At 70.9% G+C, this 16,981-nt stretch carries 20 protein-coding genes; 5 read left to right on the forward strand and 15 right to left on the reverse strand.

All coding sequences use genetic code 11. The features are described from left to right. Positions 1 to 33 precede the first annotated feature (33 nt). The 4 genes from OHA21_RS36760 to OHA21_RS36775 form a co-directional block, all read right to left on the reverse strand. The gene (locus OHA21_RS36760) at positions 34 to 939 is read right to left on the reverse strand and encodes a septum formation family protein (protein WP_328462997.1); all 906 of its coding nucleotides are present in this window, start codon (positions 937 to 939) and stop codon (positions 34 to 36) included. A gap of 84 nt (positions 940 to 1,023) precedes the next feature. Further along, on the reverse strand, positions 1,024 to 1,452 hold the full coding sequence (gene panD / locus OHA21_RS36765) for an aspartate 1-decarboxylase (RefSeq protein ID WP_328462999.1): 429 nt from the start codon (positions 1,450 to 1,452) through the stop codon (positions 1,024 to 1,026). After that, positions 1,453 to 2,286, reverse strand: a complete 834-nt coding sequence (gene panC / locus OHA21_RS36770) for a pantoate--beta-alanine ligase (RefSeq protein WP_328463001.1) — start codon at positions 2,284 to 2,286, stop codon at positions 1,453 to 1,455. Then, positions 2,283 to 3,140, reverse strand: coding sequence for a Rossmann-like and DUF2520 domain-containing protein (locus OHA21_RS36775; RefSeq protein WP_328463003.1), 858 nt, complete (start codon positions 3,138 to 3,140; stop codon positions 2,283 to 2,285). The genes panC and OHA21_RS36775 overlap by 4 nt, the downstream gene beginning before the upstream one ends. Positions 3,141 to 3,307: 167 nt before the next feature. Here OHA21_RS36775 and OHA21_RS36780 point away from each other — a divergent pair, with 167 nt between their 5' ends. After that, positions 3,308 to 4,270, forward strand: coding sequence for an SAM-dependent methyltransferase (locus tag OHA21_RS36780; protein WP_328463005.1), 963 nt, complete (start codon positions 3,308 to 3,310; stop codon positions 4,268 to 4,270). Positions 4,271 to 4,282: 12 nt separating this feature from the next. Continuing rightward, entirely contained in the window at positions 4,283 to 5,425 is a 1,143-nt protein-coding gene (locus OHA21_RS36785; protein ID WP_328463007.1) for an NADH-quinone oxidoreductase subunit D, read from the forward strand. Between the two features lie 198 nt (positions 5,426 to 5,623). Here OHA21_RS36785 and OHA21_RS36790 read toward each other — a convergent pair whose 3' ends face one another. The 4 genes from OHA21_RS36790 to OHA21_RS36805 form a co-directional block, all read right to left on the reverse strand. Beyond that, a complete protein-coding gene (locus tag OHA21_RS36790) occupies positions 5,624 to 6,112 on the reverse strand; it encodes a hypothetical protein (RefSeq protein WP_328463009.1) in 489 nt (162 codons plus the stop codon). Between the two features lie 1,791 nt (positions 6,113 to 7,903). Then, positions 7,904 to 8,905, reverse strand: a complete 1,002-nt coding sequence (locus tag OHA21_RS36795; RefSeq protein WP_328463011.1) for a glycine betaine ABC transporter substrate-binding protein — start codon at positions 8,903 to 8,905, stop codon at positions 7,904 to 7,906. Between the two features lie 141 nt (positions 8,906 to 9,046). Beyond that, positions 9,047 to 9,763 (reverse strand): ABC transporter permease, encoded by a 717-nt coding sequence (locus OHA21_RS36800; RefSeq protein ID WP_328463013.1) that lies wholly within the window; start codon positions 9,761 to 9,763, stop codon positions 9,047 to 9,049. 88 nt (positions 9,764 to 9,851) lie between these two features. After that, positions 9,852 to 10,571: an ABC transporter permease gene (locus tag OHA21_RS36805; RefSeq protein WP_442874948.1), complete on the reverse strand. Its 720-nt coding sequence runs from the start codon at positions 10,569 to 10,571 to the stop codon at positions 9,852 to 9,854. A 2-nt stretch (positions 10,572 to 10,573) separates the two neighbouring features. On the opposite strand from OHA21_RS36805, the gene OHA21_RS36810 reads away from it, so the two are divergent. After that, the gene (locus tag OHA21_RS36810; protein WP_328463015.1) at positions 10,574 to 11,539 is read left to right on the forward strand and encodes an ABC transporter ATP-binding protein; all 966 of its coding nucleotides are present in this window, start codon (positions 10,574 to 10,576) and stop codon (positions 11,537 to 11,539) included. Positions 11,540 to 11,542: 3 nt separating this feature from the next. On the opposite strand, the gene OHA21_RS36815 is transcribed toward OHA21_RS36810, so the two are convergent. From OHA21_RS36815 to folP, 7 genes are all read right to left on the reverse strand, one after another. Then, positions 11,543 to 12,034 (reverse strand): hypothetical protein, encoded by a 492-nt coding sequence (locus OHA21_RS36815; protein ID WP_328463017.1) that lies wholly within the window; start codon positions 12,032 to 12,034, stop codon positions 11,543 to 11,545. 44 nt (positions 12,035 to 12,078) lie between these two features. Beyond that, complete coding sequence (locus tag OHA21_RS36820; protein ID WP_328463019.1) at positions 12,079 to 12,360, reverse strand: hypothetical protein; 282 nt, start codon at positions 12,358 to 12,360, stop codon at positions 12,079 to 12,081. Positions 12,361 to 12,373: 13 nt separating this feature from the next. Continuing rightward, positions 12,374 to 13,612: an ABC transporter permease gene (locus OHA21_RS36825; RefSeq protein ID WP_328463021.1), complete on the reverse strand. Its 1,239-nt coding sequence runs from the start codon at positions 13,610 to 13,612 to the stop codon at positions 12,374 to 12,376. Between the two features lie 127 nt (positions 13,613 to 13,739). Then, positions 13,740 to 14,261, reverse strand: coding sequence for a DUF3180 domain-containing protein (locus OHA21_RS36830; protein ID WP_328463023.1), 522 nt, complete (start codon positions 14,259 to 14,261; stop codon positions 13,740 to 13,742). Further along, positions 14,258 to 14,785, reverse strand: coding sequence for a 2-amino-4-hydroxy-6-hydroxymethyldihydropteridine diphosphokinase (folK, locus tag OHA21_RS36835; RefSeq protein WP_328463025.1), 528 nt, complete (start codon positions 14,783 to 14,785; stop codon positions 14,258 to 14,260). The genes OHA21_RS36830 and folK overlap by 4 nt, the downstream gene beginning before the upstream one ends. Then, positions 14,782 to 15,144, reverse strand: a complete 363-nt coding sequence (folB, locus tag OHA21_RS36840) for a dihydroneopterin aldolase (protein ID WP_328463027.1) — start codon at positions 15,142 to 15,144, stop codon at positions 14,782 to 14,784. Before folB ends, folK begins: the two co-directional genes overlap by 4 nt. A gap of 30 nt (positions 15,145 to 15,174) precedes the next feature. After that, entirely contained in the window at positions 15,175 to 15,987 is an 813-nt protein-coding gene (gene folP, locus OHA21_RS36845) for a dihydropteroate synthase (protein ID WP_328478777.1), read from the reverse strand. A gap of 363 nt (positions 15,988 to 16,350) precedes the next feature. Between folP and OHA21_RS36850 the strand changes: the two genes are divergently transcribed. Beyond that, positions 16,351 to 16,611: a hypothetical protein gene (locus tag OHA21_RS36850; RefSeq protein WP_328463029.1), complete on the forward strand. Its 261-nt coding sequence runs from the start codon at positions 16,351 to 16,353 to the stop codon at positions 16,609 to 16,611. A gap of 1 nt (position 16,612) precedes the next feature. Further along, complete coding sequence (locus OHA21_RS36855; protein ID WP_328463031.1) at positions 16,613 to 16,975, forward strand: hypothetical protein; 363 nt, start codon at positions 16,613 to 16,615, stop codon at positions 16,973 to 16,975. The last annotated feature ends 6 nt before the right edge of the window (positions 16,976 to 16,981 follow it).

Consider the following 16,981-nt stretch of genomic DNA (forward strand, 5'->3'; position numbering starts at 1 on the left):
AGGTGGGACCGCCCTCGCCACGTTGAAAAAGGTTCACTTGTACTGGACCGGAAGGGCCTTCGTCCCCTTGCCCTTGAGCGACGTGGTCAGTTCGGCGCCGTCCAGCCAGAGGTAGCAGCGCACCCCGTGGTCACCCTGCGCCCACACGTCGGCATTGCCGGGCAGGGAGACGACCCCGGTGCGGTACTGCAGGTCATCGTCGTCCGGGACACCGACATAGGTGGCCACCACGCTGCGACACCCGTCGTGGAACTCCTCCCAGGCCGTGTCGCCCTTCGGGTAGGAGGCCTTCTCCGGCGCCTCGTAGATGCCGGTGAACTCGGCGTTGTGCTTCTCGGTGCACTCCGCGGCCGGCATCGTGTCGATCGCCCCGGACTTGTTCAGGTCGATCGCGTAGCAGGTCAGCATCAGGTCGGAGGACGGGTCCGCGAGCGCGTTGCGGACGCTGCCCTCGCGCTGGACCAGGGCGCCGTCGTCCTCGATCGAGTCGAGTTCCACCACCTCGCAGCGGAACCAACGGGAGCCGCCGGTCCAGGCTGCCGGAGACGGGTGGGTGACGCCGATCCAGAGCCGGGCGTTGCGCCAGGGGCCGCCGACGTACTGGGTGGTCTTCTCGTCGCACGTCTCGTAGGCGGCGCGGGCACCGGCCGAGGTGTTCTCCGGCGGCGCCGCGGCGTCCGCGGCCGGCGCCTTGTATTCGCCGACGAAGACCGTCTCGGTGCGGTGCAGGACGTCGCAGTCGACCTCTTCGTAGGTGGCCCGCGGCCCGGAGACGGCGAAGTTGGAGAGGTGGCAGGTCTCGGCGGCCGGCTGGAAGCCGGTTGCCGCCGCCATGGCGCCCCAGTTGTTGGTCAGGTCGCCGTCGATGTCACCGCCGTCGCCGCAGCCCGCGGCTGCGAGAAGGATCAGGCTCGCGGCGGCCAGCCCCCACCTTCGCATGAACCCCGCCTCCCCGTACGCCGCCGGTGTCCGATTTGTCGATCATAGGGTGATCGAGTGGGATACCGGCGGCGTTCCGGAAAGTCAGCGGGCGTTCAGGGTGAGATCTCCCCGTACCAGGTCGTCGACCATGCCGGCGACCGCCTCGGCCGGGTCCGCGCCCAGCTCGATGATCTTGTTGGTGGCGTCCACGTGCACGATCCGCGGCTGGTAGGCGCGCGCCTCGGCGTCGTCCATCTGCCCGTAGGAAATGAGAATGACCAGGTCACCGGGGTGCACCAGGTGCGCGGCGGCCCCGTTGATGCCGATCACGCCGCTGCCCCGCTCGCCCGGGATCACGTACGTCTCCAGGCGCGCGCCGTTCGTGACGTCGACGATCGCCACCTGCTCACCCGGAATCAGATCGGCCGCCTCCAGCAGATCCAGATCGACGGTGACCGAACCGACGTAGTGCAGGTCGGCCTGGGTCACGGTGGCCCGGTGGATCTTCGACTTCAGCATGGTGCGGAGCATTCAGGCGCCCTTCTGCAGACGGAGCGGGACATTGTCGATCAAACGGGTGGTGCCGACTCTGGCGGCCACGAGCAGGCGCGCCTCCCCCTCCTCCGGGGCGGCGCCCAGGTCCGGGCCGGTCAGGGAGAGGTAGTCCACGCGTACCCCGGGCTCCTCTGCCAAGATCTTGTGAGCTGCGGCCAGGACCGACTCGGGGTCGCTGTGCGTGGCGCCCTCGCGCAACGCGCGAGACAGCGCCAGCGCCGAACGGCGCTGCTCGGCCGAGAGATACCGGTTGCGGCTGGAGAGGGCCAGGCCATCCGGCTCGCGTACGGTCGGAACGCCGACGATCTCGACACCGAGTTCCAGGTCGGCCACCATCCGCCGGATGAGCGCGAGCTGCTGGAAGTCCTTCTCCCCGAAGTACGCGACGTCCGCCCGGGTCAGCATCAACAGCTTCTCGACCACGGTCAGCATCCCGGAGAAGTGACCGGGCCGGCTGGCGCCCTCCAGAATGTCGCCGAGCGGTCCGGGATGCATCGTGATCGACGGCGCACCGCCGGGATAGACGTCGTCCCGGCCCGGCGCGAAGACCACCGAGACACCCTCGTCCGCGCAGGCCGCGACATCGGTCTCGAGGGTGCGCGGGTACTTCTCGTAGTCCTCGTCCGGCCCGAACTGCAGCGGGTTCACAAAGATCGTGACCAGCACGAAGTCGGCGCGCTCGCGGGCCTCACGCATCAGCTGCCGGTGACCCTCGTGCAGCGCGCCCATGGTCATCACGACCGCGATCTCACCCTGGGCCAGGTCCAGCACCGATGCCAACTCAGCGCGGGTGTGCACAAGCGAAGTCACGCGGTCTCCCTAACCTCGGTCTGAGCCAGAACGTCGAGCAGGGCGGCGGCGTCCTGCGGGCGGAGCCGGCCGGAGGCGATCGCCCGGTCCGCGGTGCGGCGGGCCATCGCCAGGTAGGCCGGGATCGCGTCGGCCGGCATCCGGTTCAGATGCTTGGCGACCGTGCCGGCGTCACCCCGGGAGACCGGGCCGGTGAGCGCGGTGTCGCCCATCCGCAGCGCGTTGTCGAGCGCGGCGGTCAGCAGCGGCGCCAGCACCCGGCCGGGCTGCCCGACACCGGCCGACCGCAACAGATCGGCGGCCTCGTTCACGAGCGTGACCATGTGGTTCGCGCCGTGCGCCAGGGCCGCGTGGTAGAGCGGCCGGGAGTCCTCGGCCACCCACTCCGGCACCCCGCCCAGGTCGGCGACCAGCCGGGTGGCGAAGGCCCGGTCCGGCGTGGTGACGCCCCAGGCGATGCCGGGCAGCCGGTCCAGGTCGGAGTCCGCGCCGGTGAAGGTCATCGCGGGGTGCAGGGCCATGCCGTTCACATCGCCCAGAACGGCGAGTCCGTGAGCCCCTGAGGTGTGCGCCACGACCTGCCCGGCGCGCAACGCCCCGGTCCGGTCCAGACCGGCCACCACACTTGCGAGGGTGTCGTCCGGCACCGCGAGCAGCAGCAGGTCCTCGGCGGCCTGAGCCACCTCGTGAGCAGGGAGGATGGCGGCGTCCGGCAGCAGGCGCGCGGCCCGCTCGCGGGAGGCGGCGGAAACTGCGGCGGCGGCGACCACCCGGTGCCCGGCCGAACTCAGCGCCGCGCCCAGCACAGCGCCCACCCGGCCGGCGCCGATGACGCCGACAGTCGAAGCGTTCATCTATGGATCCAGTCCTCAGTGTCGGGGTACCGGTCGAGCGCCAGTATGCGCCGGGTTGACACGTTCGTAGCAACCACGTGTGAAGAACTGCACGAGGGCGCCCTCCACCGTTCGGCCACCCACCGCCAGGCCTGAGCCCGCTTTTTCTGGCTGCCTACGCTGACGGCATGACGGCGATCGGGTGGCGGCTGGCGATGCAGGCTGCCCTGTACGGGTCCGGCGGCTTCTTCGTACGGCCGCGCAGTGGTCCCGCTGATCACTTCCGCACCAGCGTGCACGCCTCCCCGCTGTTCGCCGGCGCCCTGCTCAAGGTGATCGAGCAGCTGGACGCCGCCCTCGGCCACCCGAAGACGTTCGACCTGGTCGACGTGGGCGCCGGACGCGGCGAACTGCTCACCGCCCTGCGCAGACAGCTGCCGGACCGGGTACGCCTGACCGCCGTCGAAGTCGTGCCCCGGCCGGACGGGCTGCACCCGGAAATCCACTGGCGACGGGACATCCCGCAGTCGATCGTCGGGCTGCTGATCGCCACCGAATGGCTGGACAACGTGCCTCTCGACGTCGTGGACATCGACGAGGGCGGGGTGCTGCGCAAAGTGCTGGTGGACCGGGTCACCGGCGCCGAGACGTTCGGTGCGCCGGCCGACGCGGCCGACCTGTTCTGGCTGAGCCGCTGGTGGCCCGGCCCGGGACGGATCGAGATCGGCTGGCCACGGGACAGCGCCTGGGCCGACGCGGTCGCCTCGGTACGCCGGGGGGCCGCACTCTGCGTCGACTACGGGCACCGGCGCGACGACCGGCCGGCGTTCGGCACCCTCACCGGGTATCGGGACGGCCGGCAGGTGACCCCGGTCCCGGACGGCAGCTGCGACGTCACAGCCCACGTCGCGATGGACGCGGTGGCGATGGCCGCGGGTACGCCGTACCGGATGATCCGCCAGCGTGCGGCGTTGAAAGCGCTCGGGGTGGACGGCGCCCGGCCACCGCTCGACCTTGCCCGCACCGACCCGGCGGCCTACCTGCGTGCGCTCGCCGCGGCGGGCAGCGCCGCCGAGCTGATCGACCCGGCCGGCCTGGGCGACCACTGGTGGCTCTGGCACACCGTCGGCGTGGAAATCCCCTTCGTCTGACACCATGCTCTGATGGACGCCCTGCAGGAGATGACGGTCGGCACCGGCGCCGGCCTGGACACGGCCGACATGGTGCTGAACATCGGGCCGCAACACCCCTCCACGCACGGCGTGCTCCGGCTCAAACTCACCCTCGACGGTGAGAAGGTCGTCGACTGCGAGCCGATCGTCGGCTACATGCACCGCGGCGCGGAGAAACTCTTCGAGGTCCGCGACTACCGGCAGATCATCATGCTGGCGAACCGCCACGACTGGCTGTCGGCGTTCTCCAACGAACTGGGCGTCGTCCTCGCCGTGGAACGGCTGATGGGCATCGAGGTGCCGGAACGCGCGGTCTGGCTGCGGATGGCCCTCGCCGAACTCAACCGCGTGCTCAACCACCTGATGTTCCTCGGCTCCTACCCGCTGGAGATCGGCGCGATCACGCCGATGTTCTACGCGTTCCGCGAGCGGGAGACGCTGCAGGCGGTCATGGAAGAGGTCTCCGGCGGCCGCATCCACTACATGTTCAACCGGGTCGGCGGCCTGAAAGAAGAGGTGCCGGCCGGGTGGACCAAGCGCGCCCGCGCCGCGGTCGCGGCGGTCCGCCGGCGGATGCCCGACCTCGACAACATCATCCACAAGAACGACATCTTCATGGCACGCACGGTCGGAGTCGGCGTCCTGACCGCCGCCGAGGCCGCAGCCTACGGCGCCTCCGGCCCGGTGGCGCGGGCAAGCGGTCTGGATTTCGATGTACGCCGGGACGAGCCCTACCTCTTCTACGACCAGCTGGACGTCCCGGTGGTGACCCGGACGGCCGGCGACTGCCACGCCCGGTTCGAGGTGCTGCTGGAGCAGGTGCTCGTGTCCCTCGACCTGATCGAGCAGTGCCTGGACCAGGTGGACCGCATCGGCGGCCCGGTCAACGTACGCCTGCCGAAGGTGGTGAAGGCGCCGGAAGGCCACACGTACGCGTGGACGGAGAACCCGCTCGGCGTCAACGGCTATTACCTGGTCTCCCGCGGCGAGAAGACGCCGTGGCGGCTCAAGCTGCGCACCGCGTCGTACGCGAACGTGCAGGCGCTGGCCACGCTGATCCCCGGCTGCTTGGTGCCCGACTTGATCGCCATCCTCGGCTCAATGTTCTTCGTCGTCGGCGACATCGACAAGTAGCCGTTCCCGCCTTCGACTAGCCCACCGGCTCACGCGCCCGCCCGTCTCACCCGGCCTGCCAGCCTCGCCCGGCCTGCCGGCCCGACGTGGCGCGCTGGCCTCGCCTGGCCCCGGGCTAGTTCGCCCGGCCCCGGCCCCAGCCCACTAGGTTCTCCTGGCTAGCTCGCCTGGCCCGCCGACCTCTCGTGGCCGCTGGCCTTACCGATGGCCACCGTAGGAGGCGAAGTCGGCCAGGGTGCCGACGTTGGTGTCGTTCGCTGACGGGCGGTGCCGACGGGCCTTGTAGTCGACCGGTTGCTCGGCCTGAGGTCGACCACCGCGGTCCTGGTCATAGCCCTGGTGTCCGTCGGCGCCGTCATAGCCGTCGTAGTCGCTGCCGTACCCGTTGGCGTCTTCGTAGTCGGCGCCGTCGTAGCCGCCGTACTGGGCGGATCCGTACTGGCCGGCACCGTCGTAGCCGTCACCGCCGCCATAACCGCCCGCCGCGCCTCCATGCCCGTTGCCGGCGCTTTCGTAGCCGCCTACCGAGCCTCCATGGCCGTTGCCGATGCCTTCGTGGCCGCTGGCGGCACCTTCGTAGCTGCTGGCGGCACCTTCGTAACCGCTGGCGGCACCTTCGTAACCGCTGGCGGCACCGAAGTCACCGTTCAGGGCTTCCGGCCGGCCGTACTGGGATCCAGGCCGCACGGCAGCGCCCCCTCGAACCGGGCCGGCTCCCGGCGGAGGCCCGGCGGCCGCGGCGCGGGGTTGGGGTACTAGGCCCGGTCCGGGCGGCGGAGCAACGGAGGCGACACCGGCCCGGGCGACCGGAGGCGGGCCAGGGACGTGGGCAGCTCCGGACATGGGGGCGTTGCCGGGAACGCGAGCCGATCCGCCGACCGGCCGCGGTCCGGGGACAGAGGCAGCACCGGCCGGCGCCGGCGGGGCCGAACGTTGCACCGAGGCCGACCCGGACGCTCCGGGAACGGCCGCAGAGGCGCGTCCGGCCGAGGCGACCCCTGGGTTCCGGGCCGGAGAGATCGGCCGCGCCGGGCCGGGAGCCGGAACTGAGGCCCGCCCACCGGTGTTACGCCCGGGATTCGTGGGACGAACCGCAGGAGGGGCCACGAAACCAGCATCACCGTCGTAGCCAGGCCCCGCGCCGAAGCCGGCCTGCCCATCGAAGCCCGATCCCGGAGCAAATCCCGGGCCCGCAGAGCCGCCCGATCCGCTGAAACCCGGATCGGCATCAAATCCGGAGCCAGCCGCGCCCTCGAAGCTTGATCCAGCATCAAACCCGGGCCCGGCCGGGCGGTCGGAGGACCCCCTGCCGCTGAAGCCCGGCCGAGCGCCAAGCCCAGGCCCAGCCGACCCGTCGAAGCCCCGCTTAGCATCAAACTTAGGCCCAGCCGGTCCGTTGAAACCCGGTCCAACATCAAACCCAGGACCAGCCGACCCGTCGAAGCCCGGCCCGGCAGCGAGCCCGGAACCGGCCGGGCCGCTGAAGGACTCCGGGCTGTTGAAGCCAGGGCCGGCAGCGAACTCGGGACCGGCCGGGCCGCTGAAGGAACCCGGACCGTTGAAGCCGGGGCCGGCGTCGAAGCCAGGGCCGGCAGGCTGGTTGAAGCCCCCGTCGTACTCGAAGCCGCCCGAGTCGTATCCCGGCCCGGCGTCGAAGCCGGCCGCTGGATCGTAGGTGGGGCCGTAGGGAGCGCCGGCCGGGTGCCCGCCGTCGAAGTCGCCTGGGCCGGCCGCATAGCCGGGGCCGAAGCTGGACTGCGCAGCGTGACCGGCGTCGATCGGAGGGACGCCGACCTGTGCGCGGCCCCCGGGGTTGCGTGGCGGAAGCGGGGGACGCGAGGGACGCGCGCCCTCCGGGCCGCCGGTCGGGACCGGGGCCGGGGCGACAGCTGCGAACTCGGCCCGCATCTCGCGGCGGAGTGCCTCCACCTCTTCGGCGACGCGGTCCTCCACGTCCATCCTGAGCAGCTCGGGATCGCTGCGGACCAGCAGCGACGCACCGACCAGCACGACGCTCACCGCGACCAGCAGGACCGCGAAGCGCGGCGAGCCGAGCAGCACGACAGCGGCTCCGAGTGGGGCGAGCGCCACGCCTGCCCAAACCAGGCCACGGAGCAGCCGTGCGTTGTGTCCCGCCTGCGGGTCCCGTTCCGGCATGGGCGCAGATGTTACCGAGAGTGCGCCCGAGACGAAACGGCCGAGCACCGGACGGGCACAGACAGCCCCGATGCTCGGCCTTTTCGGCTCACCCGCGCGGCCGCGAGCCCGGCCCGGGAAACCGCGGCCGCCAGGAGGCCCGCGGAAGTGGGGCCCCTGGGCCGGTAAGCCCGCGGACCTGGAGCCCAGCGGCCGGAAAGGCCGAGGGGCCGGGAAGGCCGAGGGGCCGGGAAGCCCCGGCAGCCGGGAAGCCCCCGCAGCCGGGAAGCTCCGGCAGCCGGGGAGTCGCGGCGCCCCGGATATCGCAGCAGCCGGACGGGATCAGCCGGCTGCCAGTGCGCCGTCCGAGCTGAAGACCAGGCCGACCGAGATCGTGCCCTGCTTCAGGCCGGTCTTGGTCAGCGGGCCACCGGCGTCCAGCGTGCTGAAGCTGCCGGCCTGGAACGAGTACGTCTCGACGAGCCCCTGCTGGCACTTGGGCCGCTGCGGGCACTCGGCCGGGCCGCCCAGGACCGTCGCCGCCCCGGAGCACTTGGCCGCCAGATCGGAGAGGGTCTTCACGCCGTACTTGTCGGCGAACGCCTGGGTCGTGGCGAACGCGTTCTGGTCCTGCGCCTGGCTGGGCGCGCCGAAGGCCAGGCCGGTCTTCTCACCGAGGGCCTTCAGGTTGGTGACCGTGGTGTTCAGGTCCGGCGAGGACGGGTCCTTGGCGTCCTTGCCCTCGACCTTGCCGGCCAGGAAGTACGCCAGGGTGGCCGCGTACTCCGGGACGACCTGGATGTCACCCTTCTCCAGCGCCGGCTCGTACAGCTCGCGGTTGCCGATCTGCTGCACCTTGACGGTATAGCCGGCGGCGGTCAGCGCGATGCCGTAGAGCTCGCCGAGCGTCGCGTTCTCGCTGAAGTTGGCGGCGCCGACGGTGATGTTGCCGCCCGCGCCCTTGGCGATGCCCGCGGTCAGGTTGTTGGCCGTGGCGAACTCCTCGGCGGCCGCCTTCGACGACTTGCGGTCGATGTCGACGGCCTTGTTGAGCTCGATCAGCTTGGTGGTGTCGAGCGCGGCCGAGACCTTGTCGAGCGCCGCGATGAGCTCAGGGGTGGCGGCCTTCTTGTTGATGGCCGGGATGATGTTGTCCGTGTTCTGCAGCTGCTTGTCGTCGTCGAGCACGACCAGCGCGTCACCGGCGACCGGCGCACAGCCCTGGCCTCCGCCGGCCGCCGCCGACGGCGGCGCCTCGGTGCCGGACGAGCCAGCGTCTCCACAGCCGGTCAGAACAAGGGCCACGGCGAGAACGCCGGCAGCCCGGAAGAGATGTCTACGCATTACTGCCGCCTTCTGTGTCCCGGCGCGGCCCGAATGGCCGTGCCGCGTGTCCGACGGGCAGCCGGAAGTGCGACGCCCGCTGAAACCTCTAGCTATTCCTACTCTTCAGGTATGACAAGATCATCATCTGATGCCGGAGCGTTACCCGGCCGGTACCGCCGCAGCCGTGGCCCGGCGTCCCCGTGGACGTAGCGCAGGGGGTGTGACCAGGCGCTGGACCACCGCGAGCAGCCCTTCGACCAGGAGTGCGAGCAACGCCACAGCAATGCCGCCGGCGACGATCTGACCGCCGCCGCCGTTGCTCATCCCGATGCCGAACCCGGCGCTGATGATCTGCCCGAGCCCGCCGCCGTTGACGAAGGCGGCCAGCGCCGCGGTCGCCACCACCTGGACCGCCGCGGTCCGCAGACCAGCCGCCAGGTAGGGAACCGCCAGCGGCAGCTCGACCTGCCGCAGCAGTTGCCCGCCGGAGAGACCCATCCCCCGCGCCGCGTCCCGGGTCTCCGGGTCCACCGACCGCAGTCCGGTGTACGCGTTGGCCAGCAGCGGCGGCACCGCGAAGACGGCGAGCGCCACCACCACCGGCGGCTTGCCGAAGCCGAGCGGGGTGAGCGGCAGGATGGTCAACAGGGCCAGGGTCGGGATCGCCAGGGTCAGGTTGGCCACGGTGATCACCGCGCCGCCGCCGCGCCCGCGGTGCCCGAGCCAGATGCCGATCGGCCAGCCGACCAGGCAGCCGAGCAGGACCGCCCAGAAGCTGATCACCAGGTGTTCGCCGAGCCGGTCCAGCAGGCCGCCCGGGTTGGTCCAGTTCAGCGGGTCGTTGAGCCAGACGATTCCCTCCTGGAAGTAGTTCATGTGGTGCTCTTCTCCTTCGGCATGCCCTTCTGGCCCTCGCCTGCGAGGTCGTCCGTCACTCCGGCCGGGTGCCGCTCGGTGCAGGCGGTCATGCCAGACCCCTCGTCCACGGCGTCAGCAGCCGTCCCAGACCGGCCAGGACCAGGTCGAGGACGAGCGCCAGGCCGACGCAGAGCAGGGCCGCGGTCATGATCTGCGCCTTGTAGAAGTTGTTCCGGAAGCCGCTCAGGATCAGGTCACCGAGTCCGCCCTGACCGATCAGCGAGCCCACTGTGACCAAGGCCACCGTCGAGACCGTGGCCAGGCGCAGCCCGGTCAGGATGCCGGGGAGGGCGAGGGGCAGCTCCACCCGCCACAACCGGCCCAGCCGGCCGTATCCCATGCCCGCCGCGGCCTCGAGCACCTCGGACGGCACCTGGGTGAGCCCGGCCAGCGCGTTGCGGACGAGCACCAGCAACGCGTACATCACCAGGGCGATCAGGACGGACGTGGTGCTGGTGGTGCCGACCACCGGGGCAAGCAGGGCGAGCAGGGCCAGCGAAGGGATCGTGTAGAGAACGCCGGAGAGTGCGAGAATCGGCGCGGTCAGCGGTCTGATCCAGTAGGCGGCGACGGCGAGCGGCAGTGCCACCACCAGGGCGATGAGGACCGTCTGTGCGGTCAGTCCGGCGTGGAAGCTGAGGGCGGCACCGAGCGCGTCGGCGTTCTCCTGGACATATCGCCAGGAGAACCAGGGGTTCCCCGGGCCGTCATCGGCGGGTGCGGCGACCGGCGTGAGCAGCGCCGGGCCCCACGAGAGGAAGGGCATACGTGGACGCTACCGCGGCATCGATCACGTTGGAGAACGTCGGCAAGGTGTACCCGGACGGCACCGCCGCCGTCTCCGGTTTCAGCCTCGACGTACGCGCCGGCGAGCTCACCGTACTGATCGGCCCTTCCGGTTCGGGCAAGTCGACCATTCTCCGCATGATCAATCGGCTGATCGAGCCGACCAGCGGCGTGATCACCATCGACGGCCGCAACATCCTGGAGCAGGACCCGGTCGAGCTGCGCCGGCAGATCGGCTACGTGATCCAGAACGTCGGACTCTTCCCGCACCACACCGTCCGGGCGAACGTGGGCACCGTGCCGCGCCTGCTCGGCTGGGACCGCAAGCGGATCGAGAGCCGCTCCGACGAGCTGCTCGAGATGGTCGGGCTGGACCCGGCGAAGTACGGCAAGCGATACCCGCACGAGCTTTCCGGCGGTCAGCGACAGCGGGTCGGCGTGGCCCGGGCGCTCGCCGCGGACCCGGTGGTGCTGCTGATGGACGAGCCGTTCTCCGCGGTCGACCCGATCGTGCGGGCCCGGCTGCGGGAGGAGTTCCTGCGCCTGCAGGCGACCGTACGCAAGACGATCGTCCTGGTCACTCACGACATCGACGAGGCGGTCCGGATGGGTGACCGGATCGCGGTCCTCGCCGAGGGCGGCCGGCTGCTGCAGTTCGCGCCGCCCGCCGAGCTGTTGAGCACCCCCGCGTCCCCCGAGGTACGCGATTTCGTCGGCGCCGACCGCGGCATCCGCCGGCTCGCTGTCACCCCGGTCCGCGAGGTGATGACCCCGTCCGACGGCTCGGGCGCGGAGGGCCTGCCCACCGTGGACTCCGGCGCCACCTTGCACGACGCCCTGGCCCTGATGCTCACCGACGCGACCGAGACCGTGCTGGTGACGAACGACGGCCGCCCAGTGGGAACGGTGTCCCGGGCGGCCGTGTTCGAGGTGCCGGCGAAGGTCTGACGATCACCGGGTTCCGCGCCACCCACCCAGGGAGGCGAGACCGACGATCCAGCCGACGAACAGGCCGTACGAGGCGCCTGCGCCGGCCGCCCGGAACGCGCCGAGCAGTGAGGGGTTGGAGAGGAACAGGGTGGCGAGCAGCGCCGCGAAACCACCCGCGAAGATGTACGCGGCCCAGCCGGCGAAGAACTGGCTGATCGTGCCGCGTGCCCGGGCCAGCTGGGAGCCGGGCAGCAGGACCAGGAAGAGGAACGTCAGGACCACGACGAGGATCGCCTTGAGGTCGCCGACGATCACGTCCCGTAGCGAGTCGTCGGTGTCGAAACTCCAGTGCGGCCAGGCGAGAAGTCGCAGCCACCAGCCACCGGCCGTCTCCGGGTCGGTGTTCTCCAGCGCCCAGTCCGAGTACCAAGGGCTGCCGAAGACGAGTACGAGTACGAGCGCGGCGAGTGTCCCTGCACCCGGCGCGGTCTTATATCGGTTACCGAGAGCCATGGCCCGCTATTTCCCTGCGGGCCACGACTCTCAAACGATGAGCATCACTTGCTCAGATAGTCGATGAACGCGGCCCGCAGCAGGGGCTCCTGCTCGCCGAGGTCGCGGCCCTCCAGCTCGCGCCAGAGCGCGACCGCCTCGTCGACCGTGGGCCCGATCGAGTTGGGCGCGCCGTCGAGGGCAGCCGCCTCGTCGGAGTCCGGCAGATGCTTCAGCACCGACCAGTAGAACTTGAGGTCGTGGTGGTGACGGGCCTTCGCGAAGGCCCGCTGGCGCAGCACCTCGGTGGGCAGGGCGTCCAGTTCGGCGAAGCTGGGCGTGGTCATGAACGAAGCATAGTCAGCGCGCGGCGCCCCACGGGCCGTCGTCCCAACGGTCGCTGCGAGCGGGCGGCGTGGCCGGCGTGTTCCAGGTCTCCGGGAGGGTCGGCGACCACGTGGTGCCGTTGGACGCCGCAGCGTTCCACTCCTCCGGACCGGACGCGTACGGGCTGCCGTGGGTCTCCACCAGCCGCGTGATGAGCAGCCCGGCGACCATCAGGCTGGCGGCGATCGCGAAGAGTGCGATGTCCAGCTCGCGGCGTGACTCGTAGTCGAGGAAGAGGGTCAGCGCGGTCACCGCGAACAGAGTGCCGAAGATGCCGCCCCGCCGACCGTACGCACTCGTGCCGGCGAGCAGGGCCAGGCCGATGGCGATGCCGGTCCACTCCAGGCCGGTGCCCGGGACGATCGGCTCGCCGGCCTTGCCGGCCTGAGCGGCGATCAGGACGCCGGCGCCGACCGCGAAGAGTGAGGAGAGGACCAGGGCGAGCACAGCCGGTACGACAGCGGCGACGCCACGACGCCGGGCCGGGTCGGCGGTCGGGCGCATCCGGCCGACGAACCGGCGCACCGGGCCGACCGCGCCGAGCCCGCCACCCAGGACGGCCAGCAGCGCGAACCCGCCGAAGATCAGGAACGCCTGGTCGGTCGGGTCCCAGTCGCCCTGCACGTCGACCGGGGCCACCCGCAACTGGACGTAGACCACTGCGCCGAACCCGGCCGCCAGGGTGGCCGCCCAGGCCGGCACGTGCAGGCCGGCGACCAGGACAGAAACCACGATGGCGCCGGCCGCCGCGATGATCAGGGCCGGGACGAGGGCCTGGAGCAGGCCCTTGTCGCTGTTCTCCGCGTACTGCAGGGAGGCGGCCAGAGCGATCGGGCCGAGCGCCAGATTCGGTACGCCGGCCCGCAGGCTCAACCCGGCCCCGAGGGTGAGGAGCCCGATCGCCGCACCGGTGACCAGCAGCGTGTCGAGGGCCGGGCGCTGCAGCGCGCCGGAGTCCTCCCGGAACAGCAGGAAGCCGATGACGCCCGCGGCGACCAGGAGCACCACCTCCCACCCGAGGTGGATGCCGAGGCGGTCCCGCTCGTCCTCCACGACCGGCAGGGCGCCCGTGGTGACCGGCGCCCGCAGCGACTGGTCGAGAGTCGTGCCCGCGGTGTCGTCGTACTGCACCCGACGCCGGTACGCCGCTGGGTCGGTCGGGGTGTCCTCGTCGCCACCAGGCCTGCGGAAAGTGGTCTCGTCGTAGGCCATGCTCCGCGCCTCCTCACGCCTCCACGAGCGGTTCGAGGCGCACGCTACTCCGGCTGTGGGCCGCCCGCCGCAAAGCATACGGATAAGAGATGGCCTCAGTTCAGAGGCTAGATGGCTTCGACAAGCTTCAACGTCGGCCGGTCGGACGATCGGAGTCGTCGTCCTCCCGGTCGGGCTGCTCGGGCACCCGGCAGGAGCGCTCCAGCCACAGCGCCGCACCGATCAGCAGGAGCGCGGCGACGAGCGCGCCGACCGTGGCCGGCACGTCCTCCCGGGCGGCCCGGGTCGGTTCCAGCAGCAGCCAGCCGAGCAGTCCCGCGGAGAAGCCGGCGAAGATCGCGCCGACCAGCGAGGAGGCCTTGGCCAGCGCCGCGTAGCGGGCGACGGCGAGCGGCTCGACCGGCGGCGCGCCGGGTTTGCGCTGGATGCGGGCGCTGGTGTTCTGCGCGAGCAGGCCCTCGGCGACCGCCAGCACGGCGAGCACCAGGACCGGTGACCACGGCAGGGCGGGCAGCTGTGAATAGGTGAAGCTGAGCAGCAGCCAGCCCACCGCGGCCGCGGCCAGCGCGGCCACCACGAGCACCGAGATACTGGTCGGCCGCAGCGACGGGTCGGTCCGGCGATCTCCGCCTTGGGGGTTGGCGCTCACGCCCTCGACTCTAGCGACAGATCCGGTCGCGGGCTCATCTCGGCGAGGTCGGTGGCGAGCTCCGGCGCGGCCAGCAGGTCGGTGAGCCGCCCGTGCCCGGGCAACTGCCCGTCCGGCTCCACGTCGAGCCACGGTCGCAGCACGAAGGCCCGCAGGTGGGCACGGGGATGCGGCAGGGTCAGCTCGGGGTCGTCACTGACCACCGGGGTGCCGTCGGCGGCCCAGACGGCGATCACGTCGACGTCGAGGGTGCGCGGGCCGAAGCGGCGCTCCGGGTCCCGGACCCGGCCTTCGGCCGATTCGCACGCACGGGCGCGCTCCAGCCAGTGCCGCGGGGTCGCGCCGGCATCGTCGACAAGGACAAGGGCATTGAGGTACGCCGGTTGCGCGCTGTCGCCCCACGGAGGCGTTTCATAAACCGGCGAGACGCGTACGACACTCGCGTCCAGCAGTTCGACGGCCGCCCGGAGGTGCGCGAAGCGGTCGCCGAGGTTGCTGCCGAGCGACAGGACGGCACGGGTCACGAACGGCTCCGGCGCAGCGTGACCGCGACGTCGGCGAACTCGTGCGGGATCGGCGCCTGCGGCTTGTGCACGGTGACCTCGGCGGCGGTGACCCGCGGGTCGGTGAGGCAGACGTCCAGCAGCCGGTCGGCGAGCCGCTCCAGCAGGTTGACCGGCTCGCCGGTGAGCACCTCGACCAGCCGGCCGGCGAGTTCGCCGTAGTGCACGGTGTCGGTGATGTCGTCGGTCGCGGCGGCCCGGCCCAGGTCCAGGTCCAGGCGGACGTCCACGACGAAGTCCTGGCCCTGCTCCCGTTCGAAGTCGTAGACGCCGTGCCGGCCCCGGGCCCGCAGGCCGGTCAGGGTGATCTGTCCGCTCATCAGTTACCTCTTTCGCGCGGCAGCGGGTGCTTAGGCCGTACCGATGAATCGTGGTGATCCCGTGGCGCGCCAAACGGCGAGCGCATCGACGGTCGCGCCCACCTCGTGCACCCGGACCCCCCACGCGCCGGACGCGACCGCCAGGATCGAGGTGGCCAGAGTGGCCGCCTCGCGGCCGCCCACCGGGCGCGGCGTGCCGTCCGGACCGGCCAGCAGCCGACCCAGATAGGTCTTGCGGCTTGCCGCGAAAAGCACCGGAAAGCCCAGCTCGCGCAGGGTCTCGAGGTGGGCGCTGAGGGCCCAGTTGTGCTCGGCGGTCTTGGCGAAGCCCAGGCCGGGATCGAGGATGATCCGGCCCGGATCCACCCCGGCGGCGATCGCCTCGTCGGCGCGGGCCCGCAGTTCGTCGCGCACCTCGGCGACGACGTCCTGGTAGACGGCGAGTTTCTGCATGTCACGGGAGTGCCCGCGCCAGTGCATCAGGATCCAGGGGCAGCGCGCGGCGGCGGCGACCGCCGCCATGCCGGGATCGGCGAGCCCGCCGGAGACGTCGTTGATCACCGCGGCGCCGGCTTCCAGCGCCGCTTCGGCGACCGCGGCACGCGTGGTGTCGATACTTACCGGTACGCCCTCCGCGAACAGCCGCCGGATGACCGGGACCACCCGGCTGATCTCGGTTGCGGCGTCCACCCGCTCGGCGCCGGGCCGGGTCGACTCGCCGCCGACATCGATGACATGGGCGCCCGCGCGGAAAAGGTCGATGCCATGTTGAACCGCGGCGTCGAGGTCGGTGTATCTCCCACCGTCAGAGAAAGAATCCGGCGTGACGTTGAGGACGCCCATCACGACCGGGTGATCCCGGCGGAGCAGTTCAGCACCTGTGAGCTGCGCGTCTGTCGGCGTGGTCGGCACAGACAAAGGGTACGGGGCGGCCGGCTTTAGAACACGTGTACGATGCCACGTGACTCAAATTCAACCACTCAATCACCTTGGGTAACGAAACGGGCGCTTGTTGCTCGCAAGTACGGGCCGTACTCTTCGGAACTGGGCATCATGAAGTGACCGAAGAGAGCAGATGAGCATGGCAGTGCCCGAACGGCTCACTCGACGTGGTGAGTCAGAGGTAGCACGATATGGGCGTTGCCGTACGGGTTCACAACTGCAGCGTGTCCGTAACCCCCATACCGGACACGGGGAGGTTTACCGATGATCGCCACCGAGCTCGCCATCCTGGCGGCCCCAGCCGGCAGCATCAACACGGAAGGCATTGTCACCTTCTTCGCGAGCAACATTGCTCCGATCCTGCTCGCGGTCCTCGGCGTGATCTTCATCGGCCGAGCCAGTCGCGGCGAGATCTCGAAGGTGCTGACGAGTTCGGCGATCGCGATCGTGGGCCTGGCGTTCATCGCCGGCGCAGCGACGCTGTTCTTCGTGGGCGAATCGATCATCGAGCTGATCTTCAACTGAGATGCGGCTCCGGACCGACGACGACATCTACCGGGCGCGCCTCGTCTATCTGGGCCCGCCCGGATACACACTGCCCGTCCACCTGCCGTACGCGCAGTACGGGATGTTCGTCGTGCTCGTGCCGCTCTTCATGTTCATCCACTACCTGATCACGCTCGACTTCGACCCCTTCCCGGCGTGGGAGATCGCCCTCGCCATGGTCACCACGTCGTACGTGTTCCGGCATGTCGACCCCGACCGCCCGGCCCGGGTCGTCATCCGCACCGCGCTCACCGACTGGCGCCGCACCCGTGAGCCCGCGGTGGAGCAACGGGATCCAAGACTTGTCGCCACTCGCATCCGGGTTCGGGAGGAGTTGGTATGACCGGTT

The organism is Actinoplanes sp. NBC_00393, assembly GCF_036053395.1.
GTDB lineage: Bacteria > Actinomycetota > Actinomycetes > Mycobacteriales > Micromonosporaceae > Actinoplanes.